Origin of the sequence: Streptomyces sp. NBC_00442, from assembly GCF_036014195.1 — a bacterium.
GTDB lineage: Bacteria > Actinomycetota > Actinomycetes > Streptomycetales > Streptomycetaceae > Streptomyces.
The window spans coordinates 1,410,976-1,431,791 of sequence record NZ_CP107918.1 but is presented as its reverse complement, the minus strand read 5'-3'; the positions used below and the strand labels follow the sequence as shown (position 1 = coordinate 1,431,791).

Sequence of the window (20,816 nt, the reverse complement as noted above, 5' to 3'; positions counted from 1 at the left end):
CGTGCGGCCCGCCCGGACGCTCGCCGCGGCCCTCGCGCGGGGGCCGGTGGTCCTTGACGGCGGTCTGTCCAACCAACTGGGCGACCAGGGCTGCGACTTGAGCGACGCGTTGTGGTCGGCCCGGCTGCTGGCGGACGACCCGGGGCAGATCCGGACCGCACACGCGGCGTATGTAGGGGCGGGCGCCCGAGTCCTGACCACGGCCAGCTATCAGGCGACGTTCGAAGGGTTCGCTCGCCGGGGCCTGAGCCGTGACGAGGCCGGACGTCTCATGGCCTCCAGCATTCAACTAGCCCGTACCGCGGGCCAGTTGACGCAAGCGGAGGATTCGGCCGGAGGATCGGCGGACGGCGTCTGGGTGGCGGCGTCCGTCGGTCCCTACGGCGCCTTCCTGGCCGACGGCAGCGAGTACCGGGGACGGTACGGGCTGAGCGTGCGGGAGCTGGAGCGTTTCCACCGGCCCCGGATCGAGGCGCTGGTGGCCGAGGAGCCCGATGTGCTGGCCCTGGAGACGGTGCCCGACATCGACGAGGCGGAGGCGCTGCTGCGGGCGGTCGAGGGCTGCGGGGTGCCGGTGTGGCTCTCGTACAGCATCGAGGGCGGGTGCACGCGGGCCGGGCAGGACCTGGCCGAGGCGTTCGGTCTGGCCGCAGGACGGGACCAGGTCATCGCCGTCGGGGCGAACTGCTGCACCCCGTTTGACGCGGGCCGGGCGGTGCCGCTCGCGGCATCGGCCTCGGGCAAGCCCGTGGTGGTCTACCCCAACAGCGGCGAGCGGTGGGACGCGGAGCGCCGTCGCTGGACGGGCGACGTGAGCTTCGACGCGGCGCGGGCCGATGAGTGGACGGCGTCCGGGGCGCGGCTCGTCGGAGGGTGCTGCCGGGTCGGGCCGGCCCTGATCGCCCAGGTGGCGGCGCGGATCCACGGCATGCGTGGGTAGCGAAAACCCTTGGTGCGCGCGGCCTGGACCAGGCAATACTCGGCTGCGTGTTCCTGGCAATCACCACCACCGGCACCCCTGAGCGCCCCGCGACCGACCTCGGTTTCCTGCTGCACAAGCATCCCGACAACGCGCAGCGCTTCTCGACCTCCCACGGCACCGCGCACGTCCTCTACCCGGAGGCGACCGCCGAGCGCTGCACGGCCGCGCTGCTCCTGGAGGTGGATCCGATCGCGCTGGTCCGGCGCGGGCAGGGGAAGGGCCGCGGCGGCGCACCGGACACGGCGCTCGCGCAGTACGTCAACGACCGTCCCTATGCGGCCTCGTCGCTGATGTCGGTCGCCATGTCGACCGTCTTCAAGAGTGCACTGCGCGGGGTGTGCGCGGCGATGCCGGAGCGGGCCGCGATGTCGATGCCGCTCCGCATCGAGGTGCCGTCGCTGCCCGCGCGCGGCGGCGCGGACCTCGTGCACCAGCTGTTCGGGCCGCTCGGATGGGACACGGTGAGCGCCGAACCCATACCGCTGGACGGGCAGTTCCCGCAGTGGGGCGACTCGCGGTATGTGCGCCTCGTCCTCGAAGGCGAGCTGCGACTGGCCGACGCGTTGCGGCAGCTGTACGTCCTGCTGCCCGTGCTCGACGACGCCAAGCACTACTGGGTCGCGCCGGACGAGGTGGACAAGCTGCTGCGGGCCGGTGACGGCTGGCTCGCCGACCACCCCGAGCGGAAGCTGATCACCAGCCGGTACCTCGCGCGGCGCGGCGGCCTGGCCCGCCAGGCGATGGAGCGGCTCGGAGGCTGCTCACCTACCTGCCTCCGACGATGGCGCCGACGGCGACCTCGGCGCAGGACGGCTTCCTCGAACACCCGGCGGAAGCGTTCGCGCAGTACAGGAAGGACGGCGTCGCCCAGGTCGTGTGCGAGGAGAAGCACATGGGTTCGCGGGCGGTGGTGCTGGTCTGCCGCGACACGGAGGTGGCACGGGAGCGGTTCGGCGCGGGCGGAGCGACCGGGGTGCTGCACACCCGGACCGGACGGCCGTTCTTCGACGACGCGGCCCTCACCGAGGAGGTTCTCGGGCGGCTGCGGACGGCGGTGACCGCAGCCGGGCTGTGGGACGAACTCGCCACGGACTGGCTGCTGTTGGACGCCGAGCTGATGCCGTGGTCGCTGAAGGCGTCGGGGCTGCTGCGCTCGCAGTACGCCGCGGTGGGCGCCGCGTCGGGGGCCGTGTTCCCGGCTGCCGTCCAGGCGCTCGAAAGAGCGTCGGCCCGAGGTGTGGAGGTGGCGGAGCTCCTTGGCCACCAGCGTGAACGCGCCGCCGACGCCGCAGCGTTCACCCAGGCCTACCGGCGCTACTGCTGGACCACGGACGGGCTCGACGGTGTACGGATCGCGCCCTTCCAGATCCTTGCGGGACACGGCCGCAGCTTCGCCGGGGTGCCCCACGACGAGCAGCTGGCCCGGCTCGACCGGCTGGCCGAGCACGATGCGACGGGACTGGTCCAGCGCACCCGCCGCCTGGTCGTGGACACCGGCGACGAGGCCTCGGTGCGGGCCGGCGTGGACTGGTGGCTGGAGCTCACCGGCGCGGGCGGCGAGGGCATGGTCGTCAAACCGCTCCAGGCGCTGGCCCGCGACGGCCGGGGCCGGCTCGTCCAGCCCGGCATCAAGGTGCGCGGCCGCGAGTACCTGCGGATCATCTACGGTCCCGAGTACACGCGCCCGGACAACCTCGACCGGCTGCGGCAGCGTTCGCTCGGACACAAACGCTCGCTGGCGCTGCGCGAGTACGCGCTCGGCCTCGAAGCGCTCGCACGCCTCGCCGACGGTGAGCCGCTGTGGCGGATCCACGAGGCGGTCTTCGCGGTGCTGGCGCTGGAGTCGGAACCGGTCGACCCCCGCCTCTGAGCCTGCGGGCCCGGACCCGGCCGCCCCGCGGCGGTGAGCGGGGCCCCGGGCCGGCCGGCCACCGGGCCCGATCCGGCCGGCCGCGGGCCGCGTGCGGCCCGTCGGCCGCTTCGACGGCGGGCCCGCCCCCCGCCGTCCCGCTCCCCGTCCCGCCCCGCGGCGGCCGTGTTTGCCGGGTGAGGCGGGCCGGGGCGGGACAGGATGGGGGCATGGGATTCCATGTCGATTCCGAGGCAGGGCGGCTGCGCCGCGTCATACTCCACCGGCCGGACCTGGAGCTGAAGCGGCTCACGCCCAGCAACAAGGACGCGCTGCTCTTCGACGACGTGCTGTGGGTGCGCCGGGCCAGACAGGAGCACGACGGGTTCGCCGACGTGCTGCGCGACCGAGGGGTCGAAGTGCACCTCTTCGGGGACCTGCTGCGCGAGTCGCTGGGGATCCCGCAGGCCCGCGCGCTCGTCCTCGACCGGGTCTTCGACGAGAAGGAGTACGGGCCGCTCGCGACGGACCATCTGCGGGCGGCGTTCGACGACCTGCCGGACGCGGATCTCGCGGAGGCGCTGGTCGGCGGGATGACCAAACGGGAGTTCCTGGAGGGCCATCCGGAGCCCACGTCGGTGCGCTTCCACGCGATGGACCTGGACGACTTCCTGCTCGGTCCGCTGCCCAACCACCTCTTCACCCGCGACACCTCCGCATGGATCTACGACGGTGTCTCGATCAACGCGATGCGCTGGCCGGCCCGGCAGCGCGAGACCGTGCACTTCGAGGCGATCTACCGGCACCACCCGCTGTTCAGGGGCGCCGAGGCGGGCCCGTTCAACATCTGGTCGCAGGGTCAGCGCGACTACCCCTCGACGATCGAGGGCGGTGACGTCCTGGTGATCGGCAACGGGGCGGTGCTGATCGGGATGAGCGAGCGGACCACCCCGCAGGCCGTCGAGATGCTGGCCCGCGGGCTGTTCGCGGCGGGTTCGGCGCAGACCATCGTGGCGCTCGACATGCCCAAGCGCCGGGCGTTCATGCACCTCGACACGGTGATGACGATGGTCGACGAAGAAACCTTCACTCAGTACGCGGGCCTCGGCATGCTCCGCTCGTACACGATCGAGCCGGGCGCCGGCGAGCAGGAGCTCAAGGTCACCGACCATCCGCCGGAGCACATGCACCGGGCGATCGCGGCGGCCCTCGGCCTCGACCGGATCCGGGTGCTCACCGCCACCCAGGACGTGCACTCCGCGGAGCGCGAGCAGTGGGACGACGGCTGCAACGTGCTCGCCGTCGAGCCGGGGGTGGTCGTCGCGTACGAGCGCAATGTGACGACCAACACGCATCTGCGCAAGGAGGGCATCGAGGTGATCGAGATCCGGGGCAGCGAACTGGGCCGGGGGAGGGGAGGCCCGCGGTGCATGAGCTGTCCGGTCGAACGCGATGCCGTATAGTGATGCGCTCAAACGTATAGACTTCCAGCTAGGTCCGGTCGCGCCGGACGCCCCAGCACGCCCCCCGACCCGTCCCCCAGGAGCAGCCACCATGGCGATAGACCTCGCAGGCCGCCACTTCCTCAAGGAGCTGGACTTCACGGCCGAGGAGTTCCTCGGGCTCGTCACGCTCGCCGCCGACCTCAAGGCCGCCAAGAAGGCGGGCACCGAGGTCCAGCGGCTGCGCGGCCGCAACATCGCGCTCATCTTCGAGAAGTCCTCGACCCGTACCCGCTGCTCCTTCGAGGTGGCCGCCGCCGACCAGGGGGCGTCGACGACGTACATCGATCCGGCCGGCTCGCACATCGGCAAGAAGGAGTCCCCGCGCGACACCGCCCGGGTCCTCGGCCGGATGTTCGACGCGATCGAGTTCCGCGGTGACGGGCAGGACACCGTCGAGACCCTCGCCGCCCACGCCGGCGTGCCGGTCTACAACGGCCTGACCGACGACTGGCACCCCACCCAGATGCTCGCCGACGTCCTGACCGTCACCGAGCACACGGACAAGCCGCTGACCGAGGTCGTCTTCGCCTACCTGGGGGACGCCCGCTTCAACATGGGCAACTCCTACCTCGTCACCGGAGCCCTGCTCGGCATGGACATGCGGATCGTCGCGCCGAAGGCGTACTGGCCGGCCGAGGAGATCGTCGCGCAGGCGCGCGAGGCGGCGGCGGCGAGCGGCGCCCGCATCACCCTCACCGAGTCCGTCGAGGACGGCGTGGCGGGCGCCGACTTCGTCGCCACCGACGTCTGGGTCTCGATGGGCGAGCCCCAGGAGATCTGGGCCGAGCGGATCAAGGCGCTCGCCCCGTACGCGGTGACCATGGACGTGCTGCGCGCCACCGGCAACCCCGGCGTCAAGTTCCTGCACTGCCTGCCCGCCTTCCACGACCTCTCCACCCAGGTCGGCCGCGACATCTTCGAGCAGTTCGGACTCGCCGAGCTCGAAGTGAGCGACGAGGTCTTCGAATCGGCGCACTCGGTCGTCTTCGACGAGGCGGAGAACCGGCTGCACACCATCAAGGCGATCATGGTGGCCACGCTCGGCGACCGGCCCGGGGCCGCCCGCGCAGGTGCCGCATAGGGATGTGCCCGATTGGGTGCACATGCGGTGGGGTGGCTACTATGTCGCTTCTTGGTGGGGTCCGAGCTCGCACGCTCGGGCCCCGCTTTCTTTGTGCGCGGCCCCTGCCCGGCCGCGGTGCGTACGACCAGGAACGAGACCCCCGTCATGCGGCGCCCCCACCCCGCCACCAGCCCGGCCGACCGCCTGCGGATCAAACCGCCGCGGCAGCTCATCGCCGAATCCGGCGCCGACCTCGAAGGACACGGCCTGCGCCGCACGATGGGGCTCTTCCAGCTCGTGTGCTTCGGCGTCGGCGCGATCGTGGGCACCGGCATCTTCGTCGGGCTCTCCGACAGCGTCGCCAAGGCCGGCCCCGCCGTGGTCCTCTCGTTCGTGCTGGCCGCGATCACCTGTGTGTTCACCGCCTTCGCCTTCGCCGAGCTCGGCGGCGCGATCCCCGTCTCCGGCTCCTCGTACTCCTTCGCCTACGCCACGCTCGGCGAGCGCGCCGCCTTCCTGGTCGGCTGGTGCCTGCTCCTGGAGTACGGCGTCTCGGTCTCCGCGGTCGCGGTCGGCTGGAGCCAGTACCTCAACGAACTCCTCGACAGCCTCGTCGGATGGCAGCTGCCCTCCGCGCTCAGCGCCGGGCCCGGCGACGGCGGCGTGGTCAACCTCCCGGCCGTCGTCGTCATCCTGCTCGCCGCGACGCTCCTGGTGCGCGGCGTGCGCGAGAGCGCGCGGGCGACGGCCGCCATGGCCGTCCTCAAGATCGGGATCCTGCTGCTGTTCCTGGCGATCGCGTTCACGGCCTTCGAGGCGGGCCACCTCTCGCCGTTCGCCACCCACGGCGCCGCCGGAGTCACCGCCGGCGCCTCACTGGCCTTCTTCTCGTACATCGGCTTCGACGCCATCACCACGGCCGGCGAGGAAGTGAAGAACCCGCGCAAGAACATCCCGATAGCGATCATGATCTGCATCGGCCTGGTCACCCTGCTGTACTGCTCGGTCGCCGTGGCCGCGATCGGCGGGCTGGGCGCGGACGCCGTCGGCGACAAGCCCGCCGCGCTGTCGCTGATCGTCAACCAGGTCACCGGGTCGGCGTTCGGCGGCGGTGTCATCGCGTTCGGCGCGGTCGTCGCGATCGCCTCGGTGGTGCTCGCCGTGATGTACGGCCAGACCCGCATCCTGATGTCGATGTCCCGCGACGGGCTGGTCCCGCGCGTCTTCGAGCGGGTCTCGCCGAAGACCGCGACGCCGGCCGCCAACACCTGGATCGTCGCCCTGGTCTTCGCGGTGCCCGCGGCGTTCGCGTCGCTCGACGCCGTGGTGAACCTGACCACGATCGGCACCCTCGCCGTCATGGCCGTCGTGAACGTCGCCGTGATCGCGCTGCGCCGCGCCGAGCCGGACCTGAAGCGCTCGTTCCGTGTGCCGCTCTACCCGGTCAGCCCGGTCCTGGGCGTCGGCTTCTGCCTCTATCTGATGTACGGAACGGGCTGGACCACCTGGCTCCAGTTCGCCGTGTTCCTGCTGGCCGGATCGCTCCTGTACGCCTTCTACGGCCGCGCGCGCTCGCGGCTGGTCACCGGGGGCGGCCCGGCAGCGTGAACCAGACCGCCTTGCCGTGCGCGGTGGGGCGGTGGCCGCAGGCCGAACTCAAGGTGCGGATGAGGAGCAGGCCCCGGCCGTGCTCCTGCCACGGATCGGGGTGCGGGCCGGGCTCCGGTCCGCTCAGATCGCCCGGCGGCACCGGCGAGCCGTCGTGCACCTCGACCTGACAGCCCGAGGCGAGCAGCTCCACCACCAGCTCTATCGGCGCCTCGCCCGCGGTGTGCTCGACGGCGTTGGCCACGAGCTCCGCGGTGAGCAGCTCGGCCGTGTCGCTGTCGGCGCGCGCGCCGTCGTCCACGCCCGCGTCGATGTCCGCGAGCGCCGTACGGATCAGGGCGCGGGCGATCGGCACCGCGGCGGCGGTGTGGGGGAGCGCGATGCGCCACACGGAGGGCGCGGCGCCGTCGGGGCCGGAAGGCTCGGGCAAGGGGAGGTTTCCGTTCGGGTGGCGAGGAGCTCGTGGAGAGGCAGGGGGAGTCGTCCTGCCCTCTACGGTACGAAGACGCGGCGCGAGGTCATAGGGGAGCCGGTCGGGGGACGCCGGGCCGTGGGGCATCGGAGCGCGGGACCTTGGCCTCTGGGCCGCCCGACGAGGCGTATCGCGTACTCGTGACGACAGTCACACAGGAGTGATACCTTCGTGGGGCAGGCAGCAGAAGCAGCGGCGGCCCGCCGCCCCGCCGAAGGAGGCCGCAGCCCCCGATGAGCCCCTTTCCCAGCTCCGCACCCCGCACCGAGGACTGGCGCCATCTGCGGCTCTCGATCGCCGACGGGGTCGCCACCGTCACCCTCGCCCGGCCCGAGAAACTGAACGCGCTGACCTTCGGCGCCTACGCCGACCTGCGCGACCTGCTCGCCGAACTGTCGAGGGAACGCTCCGTGCGCGCCCTGGTCCTGGCCGGCGAGGGGCGCGGCTTCTGCTCCGGTGGCGACGTCGACGACATCATCGGCGCCACCCTGTCCATGAACACCGCCGAGCTCCTCGACTTCAACCGCATGACCGGCCAGGTCGTCCGCGCGATCCGCGAGTGCCCCTTCCCGGTGATCGCGGCCCTCCACGGCGTCGCCGCGGGCGCCGGCGCGGTGCTCGCCCTCGCGGCCGACTTCCGCATCGCCGATCCCACCGCGCGCTTCGCGTTCCTGTTCACCAAGGTGGGCCTGTCGGGCGGCGACATGGGCGCCGCCTATCTGCTGCCCCGCGTCGTCGGTCTCGGCCACGCCACCCGGCTGCTCATGCTCGGCGAGCCGGTGCGCGCCCCCGAGGCCGAACGCATCGGCCTGCTCAGCGAGTTGACGGACGAGGGCCGCGCGGACGAGCGCGCCGCCGCACTCGCCCGCCGCCTCGCCGACGGCCCCGCCCTCGCGTACGCGCAGACCAAGGCGCTGCTCACCGCCGAACTCGACATGCCGCTCGCGGCCTCCGTCGAACTGGACGCGGCGACCCAGGCCCTGTTGATGAACGGCGAGGACTATGCCGAATTCCACGCCGCGTTCACGGAAAAACGCCCCCCGAAATGGCAGGGCCGCTAGGCATGCCCCCACCCCCCACGGCCAACGCCCCCGAGCCCGCCGCCCGCGCCGTCGAGACCCCGCTGCGGATCGCCGTCATCGGTGGCGGCCCCGGCGGGCTCTACGCCGCGGCGCTGCTCAAGCGGCTCGATCCGGCGCGGTCCATCACGTTGTGGGAGCGCAACGCGCCCGACGACACCTTCGGCTTCGGGGTCGTGCTGTCCGACGAGACCCTCGGCGGGATCGAGCACGCCGACCCGGCCGTCTACCGGGCGCTGCGCGAGGAGTTCGTCCGGTGGGACGACATCGACATCGTGCACCGCGGGAGCACGCTCACCTCCGGCGGCCACGGCTTCGCCGCGCTCGGCCGGCGCAGGCTCCTGGAGATCCTGCACGAGCGCTGCCGCACCCTCGGCGTCGACCTGCGCTTTCGCGCCGACGCGCCGCCCGCCGCCGAACTCGCCACCGCCTACGACCTGGTGATCGCCGCCGACGGGGTGCACAGCCTCACCCGTGCCGCGCACGCCGGTCACTTCGCACCCCGCATCACGACGCACCGCTGCCGCTACATCTGGCTCGCCGCCGACTTCGCCTTCGACGCCTTCCGGTTCGAGATCGCCGAGACCGAGCACGGCGTGATGCAGCTGCACGGATACCCCTACTCCGCCGACGCCTCCACGGTCATCGTCGAAATGCGCCAGGAGGTGTGGACGGCCGCCGGATTCGACACGCTCGACGAGCGGGCGTCCGCCGAACACTGCGCGAAGATCTTCACCGACGCCCTCGGCGGACGGCCCCTGCGCGGCAACAACTCCTCATGGACCGCCTTCCGTACGGTCGTCAACGACCGCTGGTCGTACGGCAACACGGTGCTGTTGGGCGACGCGGCGCACACCGCCCACTTCTCCATCGGCTCCGGCACCAAGCTCGCCGTCGAGGACGCCCTCGCGCTGGCCGCGTGCATCGAGGAGCGACCCGATCTGCCGACGGCCCTGGCCGCGTACGAGAGCGAGCGCCGGCCCGTCGTGGAGTCGACGCAGCGCGCGGCCGCCGCGAGCCTGCGCTGGTTCGAGGAGCTGGACCGCTATCTCGGCCAGCCCGCCCGGCAGTTCGCCTTCAACCTCCTCACCCGCAGCCGCCGGGTCACCCACGGCAATCTGCGGCTGCGCGACAGCGGCTTCACCGACACCGTCGAGCGGGAATTCGGCTGTCCGCCGGGCACCCCGCCGATGTTCACCCCCTTCCGGCTGCGCGGCCTCGAACTGAAGAACCGCGTGGTCGTCTCACCCATGGACATGTACTCGGCGGTGGACGGCGTCCCCGGGGACTTCCACCTGGTGCACCTGGGTGCCCGTGCGCTGGGCGGCGCCGGCCTGGTCATGACCGAGATGGTGTGCGTCGGCCCCGAGGGCCGCATCACCCCCGGCTGCGGCGGCCTCTACACCGCCGAGCAGGCCGACGCGTGGCGGCGGATCGCGGCGTTCGTACACGCCCAGGCACCCGGCACAGCCCTCGGCGTCCAGCTCGGCCATTCCGGGCGCAAGGGCTCGACCAAGCTCATGTGGGACGGCATGGACCAGCCGCTCGACGCGGGCAACTGGCCCGTCGCCGCCGCTTCGGCGCTGCCCTACCGGCCCGGCGTCAACCAGATCCCCCACGCCCTGGACCGCGCGGGGCTCACCGACATCCGCGACCAGTTCACGGCGGCGGCCCGCCGCGCCGCCGACTGCGGATTCGACCTCCTCGAACTGCACTGCGCCCACGGGTACTTGCTCTCCGGATTCCTTTCCCCTCTCACCAACCAACGCACCGACGCCTACGGGGGTTCCCTCGCCGGACGGCTCCGCTACCCCCTCGAAGTCTTCGACGCGGTCCGCGCCGTCTGGCCCGCCGACAGGCCCATGACGGTGCGCGTCTCCGCCACCGACTGGGCCGACGGCGGCACCACCGCCGAGGACGCCGTCGAGATCGCCCGCGCGTTCGCCGCGCACGGCGCCGACGCCATCGACGTCTCCACCGGCCAGGTCGTCCCCGACGAACGCCCCGAATTCGGCCGCTCCTACCAGACGCCGTTCGCCGACCGGATCCGCAACGAGCTCGGCCTCCCGGTCGTCGCCGTCGGTGCCATCTCCTCCTGGGACGACGTCAACTCCCTGCTGCTGGCGGGCCGCGCCGACCTGTGCGCGCTGGCCCGCCCCCACCTGTTCGACCCGCACTGGACCCTGCACGCCGCCGCCGAACAGGCCTACACGGGCCCCGGCGCCACCTGGCCCCTGCCCTACCGGGCAGGCAGCCGCCCCCCTCCCACGGGCCGCACCGACGCCCCGCGCCCCCGCCTCCGACTGAACTGAGCCCCGGACGGCCCGAACCGGTCCGCGGGGCCTGTGACATCGTCGGCGAACGTGAAGAACAACGGTTTCCTGGCGCTGGCGCCGCAGTACACCACGACGCGAGAGCTGCTCTCGGCGTCGGCGCGGCGGCGGGGTATGGATGTGGAGCTGCTTGCGGCAGGCGCCGCGGGCGCCCTGCGGGGAAGGCGCGGCGGCCACTACTACGGCGGCCCCGCGTACGCCGCGCGCGTGGTCGACGACCTCGGCATCGCGCTCCTGGAGCCGGCCGATGCGTGGCTCGCCACGCTGCCCCGTGCCTTCACCCGCCGTCGCGTCACCACGACGACCCTGGCCGAGGCACGCCACCTGACCGGGCCGGCGTTCATCAAGCCGCCCAGCGACAAGAGCTTCCCCGCGGCCGTCTACGCCGATGGCGGCCGGCTCCCCAGCGGACCGGACCTCGGGCCGGACACGCAGGTACTGGTCAGCTCCGTGGTGACGTGGGCGACCGAGTTCCGCCTGTTCCTCCTCGACGGCCAGGTGCACACCGGCGCGCAGTACGCGACCTTCGGCCGCCTCGACGCCGCTCCCCTGGAAGGCCACCGGCTGCACGACGCGGTACGGGAGTTCGCCGACGACCTCCTCACCACCTGCGGACACACGCTGCCGAGCGCCGTGGTGGTGGACATCGGGCTGCTGACCGCGCCCGCGCCGGGCACCGCCGCCCCATGGGCGGTGGTCGAGGCGAACATGGCCTGGTTCAGCAACTGTTACGCCGCCGACCCCGACCGTGTCCTGGACGTCGTCCTGCGCTCGTCGGGCCCCAGAGCGCGGGCGACCGGGCGGGACCTCGCGTTCTGCCGGGACACAGGCCGTACGCCCGGGGGCAGCTGACGGCCGGCATCGCCGTCGACGGCCGCGTTCAGGAGCGCGGTTCGAGGCTCGGCAGCGAACCGCGTACGAATGCCGCCCCCGCGTCCCGCAGCAGCCCGTGCAGGCGGGCGAACACGTCGGCGGAGCGGGCTCCTGGCCAGGTGCGGGGGAGGAGTTCGGCGGGCAGGCCCGGGTCGGCGTACGGGAGGCGGCGCCAGGAGTCCAGGGCGAGGAGGTAGTCCCGGTACGCGGTCTCCGTGCTGGGGGGAGCGGTGGGTGGCCGCGCCTCCCATGCGCGGAGCACCGGCTCGTGGCGGTCGAGGAACCGTTCGTGCTGCTGGGCGATGGCGGGCAGGTCCCACCAGCGGGCCACCGCCTCGGCCGTCGGCGCGAAGCCGAGGTGTTCGCCCTGGAACAGGTCGACGTACGGGGTGAGGTGGAGGCGTTCCAGGGTGTGCCTCGTCTCGTCGTGCAGTCGGGCCGGGGCGAGCCACACGCCCGGCGCCGCCGAGCCGAAGCCGAGGCCCGCCAGGCGTGAGCGCAGTACGTGCCGCTTGCTGCGTTCCGTCTCGGGAACGGAGAACACCGCGAGCACCCAGCCGTCGGCGGCCCGGGGCGCGGGAGGGGCGTAGATGCGCCGGTCGCCGTCGTCCAGGAGCTGGCGGGCGTCGTCCGACAGGGCGTAGCCGGCCGTGCCGAGCACGGTGGGCCGGGCCACGAGCAGCCCGCGCCGCTTCAGCCGGGACACCGACGAGCGCACGGAGGGCGCGTCGACGCCGACCGCCGCGAGCAGTCGGATCAGTTCGGCGACGGGGAGGGACCCGGCGCTCTCGCGCCCGTAGGCGCCGTAAAGCGTCACGATGAGGGATCGGGGAGTGTGCAGCTCGGCCACGCCGTCACTCTAGTTCCCGCAGCCGGAAGCGCTGGAGCTTACCGGTGGGGGTGCGCGGCAGGGCGTCGAGGAAGACGATCTCGCGCGGGCACTTGTACGGGACGAGCTCGGACCTGACGAAGTCGCGAAGGAGCGCCGCGGTCTCCTCGCCGCGTGCCACCCCGGGCCTCACCACGCAGTAGGCGACGACGACATGGCCCCGCCGTTCGTCGGGCCGCCCCACCACCGCGGCCTCCGTCACGTCGGGGTGGCGCAGCAGCGCGTCCTCGACCTCGGGGCCCGCGATGTTGAACCCGGCCGAGATGATCATGTCGTCGGCGCGGGCCACGTACCGGAACCAGCCGTCGCTCTCGCGCACGTAGGTGTCACCCGTGATGTTCCAGCCGTGCCGTACGTACGCGCGCTGCCGGTCGTCGGCGAGGTAGCGGCAGCCGACCGGCCCGCGCACCGCCAGGAGGCCGGGTTCGCCGTCGTCGACGGGTTCGCCCCGCGCGTCGACGACGCGTGCCTGCCAGCCCGGCACGGGCTTTCCGGTGGTGCCGGGCCGGATGTCGTCGTCGGCCGCGGAGATGAAGATGTGCAGGAGTTCGGTGGCGCCGATGCCGTTGATGATGCGCAGCCCGGTCCGCTCGTGCCAGGCCTGCCAGGTCGCCGCCGGCAGGTTCTCGCCGGCCGACACGCAGCGCCGCAGGGCGCTCAGGTCGTAGCGGTCGTGGCCGCCGTGGTCGTCGTGGCCCGTGTGGCCGTCGAGCTCCTCCAGCATCGTCCGGTAGGCGGTCGGCGCGGTGAACAGCACGGAGACGCGGTGCTCGGCGAGCGCGGGCAACAGCTGCTTGGGGCCGGCCTGTTCCAGCAGCAGCGCCGACGCTCCGGCCCGCAGCGGAAAGACGACGAGGCCGCCGAGCCCGAAGGTGAAGCCGAGCGGGGGGCTGCCCGCGAAGACGTCGTCGCAGGCCGGCTTCAGGACGTGCCGCGCGAAGGTGTCGGCGATGGCGAGCACGTCGCGGTGGAAGTGCATGCAGCCCTTGGGGCGCCCCGTCGTGCCCGACGTGAACGCGATCAGGGCGACGTCGTCGGCGGACGTGTCCACGGCCGTGTACCGCTCGGCAGGGGCCCGCTCGGCCAGGCGCAGGAGGTCCCCGGGCCCGTCACCGCCGTACGCCGTGATGCGCAGCCCCGGCGCCCCGGCCTGCTCCAGGGCGTCGAGGACGCGGGCGTCGCACAGCGCGTGGCTGATCCGCGCGATGGAACACATGACGCCCAGCTCGTGGGCGCGCTGCTGGGCCAGGACGGTGACGGCGACCGCGCCCGCCTTCATCACCGCCAGCCAGCAGGCGGCGAGCCACGGCGTGGTCGGGCCGCGCAGCAGCACCCGGTTGCCGGGCACCACGCCGAGCTCGCCGGTCAGGACGTGGGCGATCCGGTCGACCCGGTCGCGCAGCTCCCGGTAGCTCCAGACCTCGCCCGCGCCGGTACGGAAGGCGGGGCGGTCGGGGCCGAAGCGCTCGATCGTGGCGTCCAGAAGTTCCGCCCCGCAGTTGAGCCGCTCGGGGTAACTCGGCACCGGCGGACCGAACACCAGCTCCGGCCACTGGTCGGTGGGCGGCAGGTGGTCGCGGGAAAAGGTGTCGGCGTGCGCTGAGGTCTTCAGCTCCATATGGGATCGCCCCCTTGTCGCCTGTGGAGCGTATCGTTTGGATGACGACAGTCAACAGTTCGCGATAGAGCGGTGGGTGCCGGTCCCTGTGCGGGTCGGTGTCGGTCTGCGTCGTCGTCCGGGCCGAGTGGGACAGTCGGAACCCGAGTGGGAGAGGGATGGCCATGCCCGGATTCGCGCTGGAACCCGACCAGCTGGAATGGTGCGGGGAACTACGGGTGCTCGCCGGGGCGCGGCTGCGCCCCCTTGCGGACAAGGGTGAGCCAGGCCGGGTCAACCGGCCACTCCTCGAAGCACTCGGCGAGCACGGGCTGCTCGCCCGCCTCTTCGATTCCGGTGCGCTCGACCTGTGCCTGATGCGTGAGTCGCTGGCGTACGCGTGCACCGAGGCGGAGACCGCGCTGGCCCTCCAGGGCCTGGGCGCGCACCCGGTCGCGGCCTACGGGACGCCGGCGCAGCGCGAGCGCTGGCTGCCCGGGGTGACGGCCGGCCGCGCGGTCGCCGCCTTCGCGCTCAGCGAACCGGACGCGGGCTCGGACGCGGCGGCGCTCGGCCTCAACGCGGCCCAGGACAAAGGCAGTTGGCGCCTCACGGGCGAGAAGTGCTGGATCTCCAACGCCCCCGAAGCCGACTTCTACACCGTCTTCGCCCGCACCACGCCGGGCGCCGGGGCCCGCGGCGTGACGGCCTTCCTGGTCCCCGCCGACCGGCCGGGCCTGAGCGGCGCGCCCCTCGACCTGCTCGCCCCGCACGCCATCGGCAGCCTCGCCTTCGACGGCGTGCCGGTGGGCGCCGACGACATGCTGGGGGAGCGGGACCGGGGCTTCCGTGTCGCGATGCACACGCTCAACCTCTTCCGGCCGAGCGTCGGCGCGTTCGCCGTCGGCATGGCGCAGGCGGCGCTCGACGCCACGCTGGCGCACACCGCCACGCGCACCGCGTTCGGCGGCCCGCTCAAGGATCTCCAGGCCGTCTCCCACCAGGTCGCCGACATGGCGACCCGGACCGAGGCCGCACGGCTCCTGGTGTACGCGGCGGCCGCCGCCCACGACCGGTCAGAGGCCGGCATCGCGCGCGGCTCGGCCATGGCGAAACTGTTCGCCACCGAGACCGCGCAGTACGTCGTCGACGCCGCGGTCCAGCTGCACGGCGCCCGCGCGCTGCAACGCGGACACTTGCTCGAACACCTCTACCGAGAGGTCCGCGCGCCCCGCATCTACGAGGGTGCCAGCGAAGTGCAGCGCACCATCATCGCGAAGGAGCTGTACCGGTGAGCCTCGACCGCGTGAACCCCGCCGCCCTGTCCCCGGCGACCGGCTTCAGTCACGCCGTCGTCGCCACCGGGTCGCGCCTGGTGTTCCTCGCCGGGCAGACCGCGCTCGACGGCGACGGCAGGGTGGTGGGCGCCACGCTGCCCGACCAGTTCCGCACCGCGCTCACCAATCTCCTGGCGGCGCTCGCCGCGGCGGGGGGCGCCCCGGGCGATCTCGCCCGGGTCACCGTGTACGCCACCGACGTCGCGGACTACCGGGCGCGGGCGCGTGAACTGGGTGCGATCTGGCGGGAGTTGGCGGGGCGCGACTATCCCGCGATGGCCGTGATCGGCGCGGTCCGGCTCTGGGACAGCGAGGCCCTGGTGGAACTGGACGGGTTCGCCGTACTGGACTGAACCGGACCGGGGGCGCCCGGTGCACCCGGCGCGCGCGTGTGCCGCGGCGACTCCCGGGCCGGGGCGCGATGCGGTCAAGACCCTTGTGGGCGCGTGCGACGGGTCAGTAAAATGTCACACACCACACTAGGGAGTTGGACCATGACGTCAGCAGCACCTCGCCGCCCGCGCCCCTGGCACGGAATCCTCGTCGCGACCGCGCTGCCCCTGCGCCGCGATCTCTCCGTCGACTTCACCGCCTACGCCCAGCACGTGCGCTGGCTGATCGAGAGCGGCAGCGACGGAGTCGTGCCGAACGGCTCGCTCGGCGAATACCAGACCCTCACCGACGACGAGCGCGAACGCGTCGTGCACACGGCCGTCGAGGCCGCGGGCGACGGCAAGCGCGTCATGGCCGGCGTGGCGGCGTACGGCAGCGCCGAGTCGCGCCGCTGGGCGGAGCGGGCCGCGGCCGCGGGGGCGGGCTCCGTGCTGCTGCTCCCGCCCAACGCCTATCGCGCCGACGAGCGTTCCGTCCGGGCCCACTACGCCGAAGTCGCCAAGGCGGGCCTGCCCGTCGTCGCCTACAACAACCCGTACGACACGAAGGTGGACCTGACGCCCGCCCTCCTCGCCCGCCTGCACGCCGACGGCAGCATCGTCGCCGTCAAGGAGTTCAGCGGGGATGTGCGCAGGGCGTACGAGATCGCTGAACTCGCCCCGGATCTCGACCTGTTGGCCGGCGCCGACGACGTCCTGCTGGAACTCGCCACGGCGGGCGCCGTGGGCTGGATCGCGGGATATCCCAACGCGCTGCCCCGCGCCTGCTCCCGGCTCTACCACGCGGCCGTCGCCGGCGACCTCGCCACCGCGCTTCCCCTCTACCGGGCGCTGCACCCGCTGCTGCGCTGGGACTCCAAGACCGAGTTCATCCAGGCCATCAAGCTCTCCATGGACCTGGCCGGCCGGCCGGGCGGCCCCACCCGTCCGCCCAGGGAGCCGCTGACGGCCGAGCAGGACGCGGTGGTGCGCGCCGCCACCGAGAAGGCGCTCGCCGAAGGTCACAACTAGCCCGCGAGGAAGGCGGATTCATGCGGACCCGACACGTCTACCACGCGGTCGACTCGCACACCGAGGGCATGCCGACCCGCGTCGTCACCGGCGGGCTCGGCGTCGTCCCCGGTGCCACGATGGCCGAGCGCCGGCTGTACTTCGCCGAGCACCTGGACCACATCCGTACGCTCCTGATGTACGAGCCGCGCGGTCACGCCGCGATGAGCGGGGCGATCCTCCAGCCCCCCACCCGGCCCGACGCGGACTACGGCGTCCTCTTCGTCGAGGTCTCCGGCCTCCTGCCGATGTGCGGGCACGGCACCATCGGGGTGGCGACCGTGCTGGTGGAGACCGGCATGGTCCCGGTCACCGAACCCGTCACCACCGTACGGCTCGACACTCCGGCCGGCCTGGTGAGCGTGGACGTGCGGGTGGAGGACGGCGAGGCGAGGTCCGTCACGCTGACCAACGTCCCCGCCTTCTGCCCCGCCCTCGACCGCAAGGTCCGCGTCGCGGGGCTCGGCACGGTCACCTACGACCTCGCGTACGGAGGCAACTTCTACGCCTTCGTCGAACTCGCAGCGCTCGGCCTGCCGTTCGCGCGAGACCACAAGGACGAGCTGCTCGCCGCCGGTCTGGCGATCATGGACGCCATCAACGCGGCCGAACCGCCCGTCCACCCCGAGAACCCGGAGATCGCCGGGGTGAAACACGTCTACCTCGCCGCTCCGGGCTCGGACGCGACGCGCTCGCGCCATGCCATGGCGATCCACCCGGGCTGGTTCGACCGCTCGCCGTGCGGCACCGGCACGTCCGCACGCATGGCGCAGCTGCACGCCCGCGGCGAGCTGCCCCTGGACCGCGACTTCGTCAACGAGTCCTTCATCGGTACACGGTTCACCGGACGGCTCGTCGCCGAGACGACGGCCGGCCCGTTCCCCGCCGTGGTCCCCACGGTGACCGGACGGGCGTGGATCACCGGCACGGCCCAGTACTTCCTTGACCCGGCCGACCCGTTCCCGGAGGGCTTCCTGCTGTGAGCGGGCCGCCGTGACCGGGCGCCGGCGCCGTCAGGGGCGTGCGGTCAGGTAGCCGCCCATCGACGTGAAGTACTCGGCGGCGGGCAGCTCCTGGCCGTCCTCGGTCCGTACCCGGGTGATGGCCAGGCCGTGGTTGCGGCCCGTGCGGGCGTCGGCGCCGGCGACGATCACCACGCCGTCGCCCTCGCGGTAGAAGACGCGCCCGGGGGTGCCGCCGTACCGGCCCTCGGACACGAACGCCGAGAGCACTTCGAGGCGCTTGCCCCGGTGGAAGGTGAACGCGGCCGGATACGGCGCGGACTGCGCGCGGACCAGGCGCTCCAGGACCTCGGCCGGCCAGTCCCAGTTGATCCGGATGTCCTCCTCGGCCCGCTTGTGGAAGAAGCTGGCCTGTGTGCGGTCCTGCCGGGTGAACTCCGTCTGCCCGGAGGCGATGAGGCCGAGCGCGCCGATGGTGACCGGGGCGATCAGGTCGACCGTCTTGTGGAAGAGGTCGGTCGCGGTGTCCCGCGGACCGACGGCGACGGCCTCCTGGCGCACGATGTCCCCGGCGTCGAGCACCTCGTCCATCATGTGCGCCGTGACGCCGACTTCGGACTCGCCGTTGATGACGGCCCAGATCAGCGGCGAGAAGCCGGCGTACTTGGGCAGCAGCGAGTCGTGCACATTGAGGGTGCCGTGCTTCGGCAGCGTGTAGATGCGGGGCGGTATCCAGGTGCGCCAGTTGTTGGCGACGATGATGTCCGGGTCCGCCTCCTTGAGCAGCTGGAACAGCTCCTCGTCGTCGGGCCGGTTGCGGATGACGACCGGAACGCCGTGTTCTTCGGCGAGTTCGGCGACCGAGTCGCTCCAGATCTTCTCGTAGGCGTGCTCGCTCTTGGGGTGCGTCACGACCATCACGACGTCGTGCTCGGAGTCCAGGAGCGCCTTCAGGGTGCGATGGCCCCAGGTCTGATAACCGAACATGACGACCCGCATGGGGTTCCTCCTCAGAGAGCGAAACAATCAGAGGCAAGTAAAGCAAGCCTTACCTAACAGTGCAACGACCCCTCATTCCGGGGCGATTGACCCTGGGGTGGTCCATATCTGCACTTTTGTCCGGTCGACAGTACGGCCTGAATCAGGTTAGCCTCACCTAAGTTCCACTCGCTGCCGGTCATCGGGGCGCCTGGACTCCCCCTTTTCCCCACCCCCGACACGACGCCCCACGGGCGGCTGTCCCGCACGAATGGGAGTGACATGTCACAGGCTCTTCCTGGCGACGCTCCGGTGATCCACGATCTGATCGGCATCGGTTTCGGCCCGTCGAACGTGGCGATGGCGATCGCGCTGAGCGAGCACAACGCGCGCGTCGGAAGGCAGGAGGCGGTCACCGCTCACTTCTTCGAGCAGCAGCCGGACTTCGGGTGGCACCGCGGCATGCTCATCGACGACGCGACGATGCAGGTGTCGTTCATGAAGGACCTGGTGACGCTGCGGAACCCCACCAGCGAGTACAGCTTCCTCTGCTATCTCCAGAGCAAGGGGCGCCTGATCGACTTCGTCAACCACAAGAACCTCTTCCCGCTCCGGGTCGAGTTCCACGACTACTTCGAGTGGGCCGCGGCGAAGGTCGACGACATGGTCTCCTACGGCCACCGGGTCGTCTCCGTCGAACCCGTCCTGCGCGACGGCGTGGTGGAGTACGTCGACGTGACGGCCCGCTCGGGCGACGAGGTCGTCGTGCACCGCGCCCGCAACCTCGTCGTCGGCACCGGCCTCCGCCCCGTCATGCCGGAGGGCATCGGGCGCACCGACCGCGTCTGGCACAACTCGGACCTCCTGAAGAAGGTCGACGCCCTGGAGGGCACCGAGCCCCGGCGCTTCGTCGTCGTCGGCGCCGGCCAGAGCGCCGCGGAGAACGTCGCCTACCTCCACCGCCGCTTCCCCGAGGCCGAGGTCTGCGCGGTCTTCTCCCGCTACGGCTACAGCCCGGCGGACGACAGCAGCTTCGCCAACCGCATCTTCGACCCGCAGGCCGTGGACGAGTACTTCACGGCGCCGGAGGACGTCAAGCGGCGCCTGATGGACTATCACGGCAACACCAACTACTCCGTGGTGGACATCGACCTCATCGACGACCTGTACCGCCAGGCGTACCAGGAGAAGGTGATGGGCGAGGAGCGGCTGCGCTTCCTGAACGTCTCGCGCCTGACCGGTGTCGAGGAGTCGCCCGACGGGGTGCGCGCCACCGTCACCTCCCTGGTGACCGGCGAGGAGAGCGTGGTGGACGCCGACGTCGTCGTCTGCGCCACCGGGTACCTCCAGGCGGACGGGCTCGCTCTGCTCGGCGACGTCGCGGGGCTGTGCCGCCGTGACGAGCAGGGACGCGTGCGCATGGAGCGCGACTACCGCGTGGCGACCGACCCCGAACTGCGCTGCGGCATCTACCTGCAGGGCGGTACCGAGCACACCCACGGCATCACCTCCTCGCTGCTGTCCAACACCGCGATACGTGTGGGCGAGATCCTCGACTCGATCCTCGACCGCGCCCCGGACGGCGTGGCCGGCGCGGCGTGGTCCGTCGCCGACCGGGCCGACGGCGCCGTGGGCCAGCCGGCCCGCTAGGACAGGCCCCGGTTCCCCCCGCCGCTGCCGTGCCTGTCGGACGTTCTTCGCTCCGTCCGGGCGCGGCAGCGGCGCGTCCGCGCCACGCGTGAGAAAGGAAAGGCCTGTGCTCCCCGGTACGCGCCGCACCGCAGGTGAACCGCCCTCCGGCGGGGGCCGGATGCCCCGGCCGTCCGCCGTGCGCGCCCGGGTAGCCT

16 protein-coding genes and 2 pseudogenes are annotated in these 20,816 nt (G+C 72.3%); 14 read left to right on the top strand and 4 right to left on the bottom strand.

Annotated features, from left to right (window positions below):
* The first annotated feature begins 1 nt into the window (after position 1).
* The 6 genes and pseudogenes from mmuM (at position 2) to OG432_RS06345 (ending at position 7,007) form a co-directional block, all read left to right on the top strand.
* A complete protein-coding gene (mmuM, locus tag OG432_RS06370; RefSeq protein ID WP_328308592.1) occupies positions 2-940 on the top strand; it encodes a homocysteine S-methyltransferase in 939 nt (312 codons plus the stop codon).
* Between the two features lie 47 nt (positions 941-987).
* Positions 988-1,734: pseudogene (locus tag OG432_RS06365) on the top strand (3' terminal RNA ribose 2'-O-methyltransferase Hen1); the annotation flags it as partial.
* Positions 1,641-2,852, top strand: a pseudogene (locus OG432_RS06360) (polynucleotide kinase-phosphatase); the annotation flags it as partial. The pseudogenes OG432_RS06365 and OG432_RS06360, both read left to right, overlap by 94 nt.
* Positions 2,853-3,061: 209 nt before the next feature.
* On the top strand, positions 3,062-4,294 hold the full coding sequence (locus tag OG432_RS06355) for an arginine deiminase (RefSeq protein WP_328308590.1): 1,233 nt from the start codon (positions 3,062-3,064) through the stop codon (positions 4,292-4,294).
* Between the two features lie 91 nt (positions 4,295-4,385).
* Entirely contained in the window at positions 4,386-5,417 is a 1,032-nt protein-coding gene (gene argF / locus OG432_RS06350) for an ornithine carbamoyltransferase (RefSeq protein ID WP_328308588.1), read from the top strand.
* 147 nt (positions 5,418-5,564) lie between these two features.
* Entirely contained in the window at positions 5,565-7,007 is a 1,443-nt protein-coding gene (locus OG432_RS06345) for an amino acid permease (RefSeq protein ID WP_328308586.1), read from the top strand.
* On the opposite strand, the gene OG432_RS06340 is transcribed toward OG432_RS06345, so the two are convergent.
* A complete protein-coding gene (locus OG432_RS06340; protein ID WP_328308584.1) occupies positions 6,982-7,437 on the bottom strand; it encodes an ATP-binding protein in 456 nt (151 codons plus the stop codon). The genes OG432_RS06345 and OG432_RS06340 overlap by 26 nt on opposite strands.
* A 275-nt stretch (positions 7,438-7,712) precedes the next feature.
* On the opposite strand from OG432_RS06340, the gene OG432_RS06335 reads away from it, so the two are divergent.
* From OG432_RS06335 to OG432_RS06325, 3 genes are all read left to right on the top strand, one after another.
* A complete protein-coding gene (locus tag OG432_RS06335) occupies positions 7,713-8,540 on the top strand; it encodes an enoyl-CoA hydratase family protein (protein WP_328308582.1) in 828 nt (275 codons plus the stop codon).
* 2 nt (positions 8,541-8,542) lie between these two features.
* A complete protein-coding gene (locus OG432_RS06330) occupies positions 8,543-10,870 on the top strand; it encodes a bifunctional salicylyl-CoA 5-hydroxylase/oxidoreductase (RefSeq protein WP_328308580.1) in 2,328 nt (775 codons plus the stop codon).
* Between the two features lie 135 nt (positions 10,871-11,005).
* Positions 11,006-11,743, top strand: a complete 738-nt coding sequence (locus tag OG432_RS06325; protein WP_443058553.1) for an ATP-grasp domain-containing protein — start codon at positions 11,006-11,008, stop codon at positions 11,741-11,743.
* Positions 11,744-11,771: 28 nt separating this feature from the next.
* Here OG432_RS06325 and OG432_RS06320 read toward each other — a convergent pair whose 3' ends face one another.
* Positions 11,772-12,614, bottom strand: a complete 843-nt coding sequence (locus OG432_RS06320) for a PaaX family transcriptional regulator (protein WP_328308576.1) — start codon at positions 12,612-12,614, stop codon at positions 11,772-11,774.
* A gap of 4 nt (positions 12,615-12,618) precedes the next feature.
* Positions 12,619-14,271, bottom strand: coding sequence for an AMP-binding protein (locus OG432_RS06315; protein ID WP_328308574.1), 1,653 nt, complete (start codon positions 14,269-14,271; stop codon positions 12,619-12,621).
* 164 nt (positions 14,272-14,435) lie between these two features.
* Here OG432_RS06315 and OG432_RS06310 point away from each other — a divergent pair, with 164 nt between their 5' ends.
* From OG432_RS06310 to OG432_RS06295, 4 genes are all read left to right on the top strand, one after another.
* Positions 14,436-15,545, top strand: a complete 1,110-nt coding sequence (locus tag OG432_RS06310) for an acyl-CoA dehydrogenase family protein (protein WP_328308572.1) — start codon at positions 14,436-14,438, stop codon at positions 15,543-15,545.
* Positions 15,542-15,940, top strand: coding sequence for a RidA family protein (locus tag OG432_RS06305; RefSeq protein WP_328308570.1), 399 nt, complete (start codon positions 15,542-15,544; stop codon positions 15,938-15,940). Before OG432_RS06310 ends, OG432_RS06305 begins: the two co-directional genes overlap by 4 nt.
* 141 nt (positions 15,941-16,081) lie before the next feature.
* The gene (locus OG432_RS06300) at positions 16,082-16,990 is read left to right on the top strand and encodes a dihydrodipicolinate synthase family protein (RefSeq protein ID WP_328308568.1); all 909 of its coding nucleotides are present in this window, start codon (positions 16,082-16,084) and stop codon (positions 16,988-16,990) included.
* Positions 16,991-17,010: 20 nt separating this feature from the next.
* Entirely contained in the window at positions 17,011-18,012 is a 1,002-nt protein-coding gene (locus OG432_RS06295) for a proline racemase family protein (protein ID WP_328308566.1), read from the top strand.
* Positions 18,013-18,042: 30 nt separating this feature from the next.
* Here the strand turns inward: OG432_RS06295 and OG432_RS06290 are convergent, their stop codons facing one another.
* On the bottom strand, positions 18,043-18,990 hold the full coding sequence (locus OG432_RS06290) for a methionyl-tRNA formyltransferase (protein ID WP_328308564.1): 948 nt from the start codon (positions 18,988-18,990) through the stop codon (positions 18,043-18,045).
* Between the two features lie 261 nt (positions 18,991-19,251).
* On the opposite strand from OG432_RS06290, the gene OG432_RS06285 reads away from it, so the two are divergent.
* Positions 19,252-20,619, top strand: a complete 1,368-nt coding sequence (locus OG432_RS06285; RefSeq protein WP_328308562.1) for a lysine N(6)-hydroxylase/L-ornithine N(5)-oxygenase family protein — start codon at positions 19,252-19,254, stop codon at positions 20,617-20,619.
* Positions 20,620-20,816: the final 197 nt, after the last annotated feature.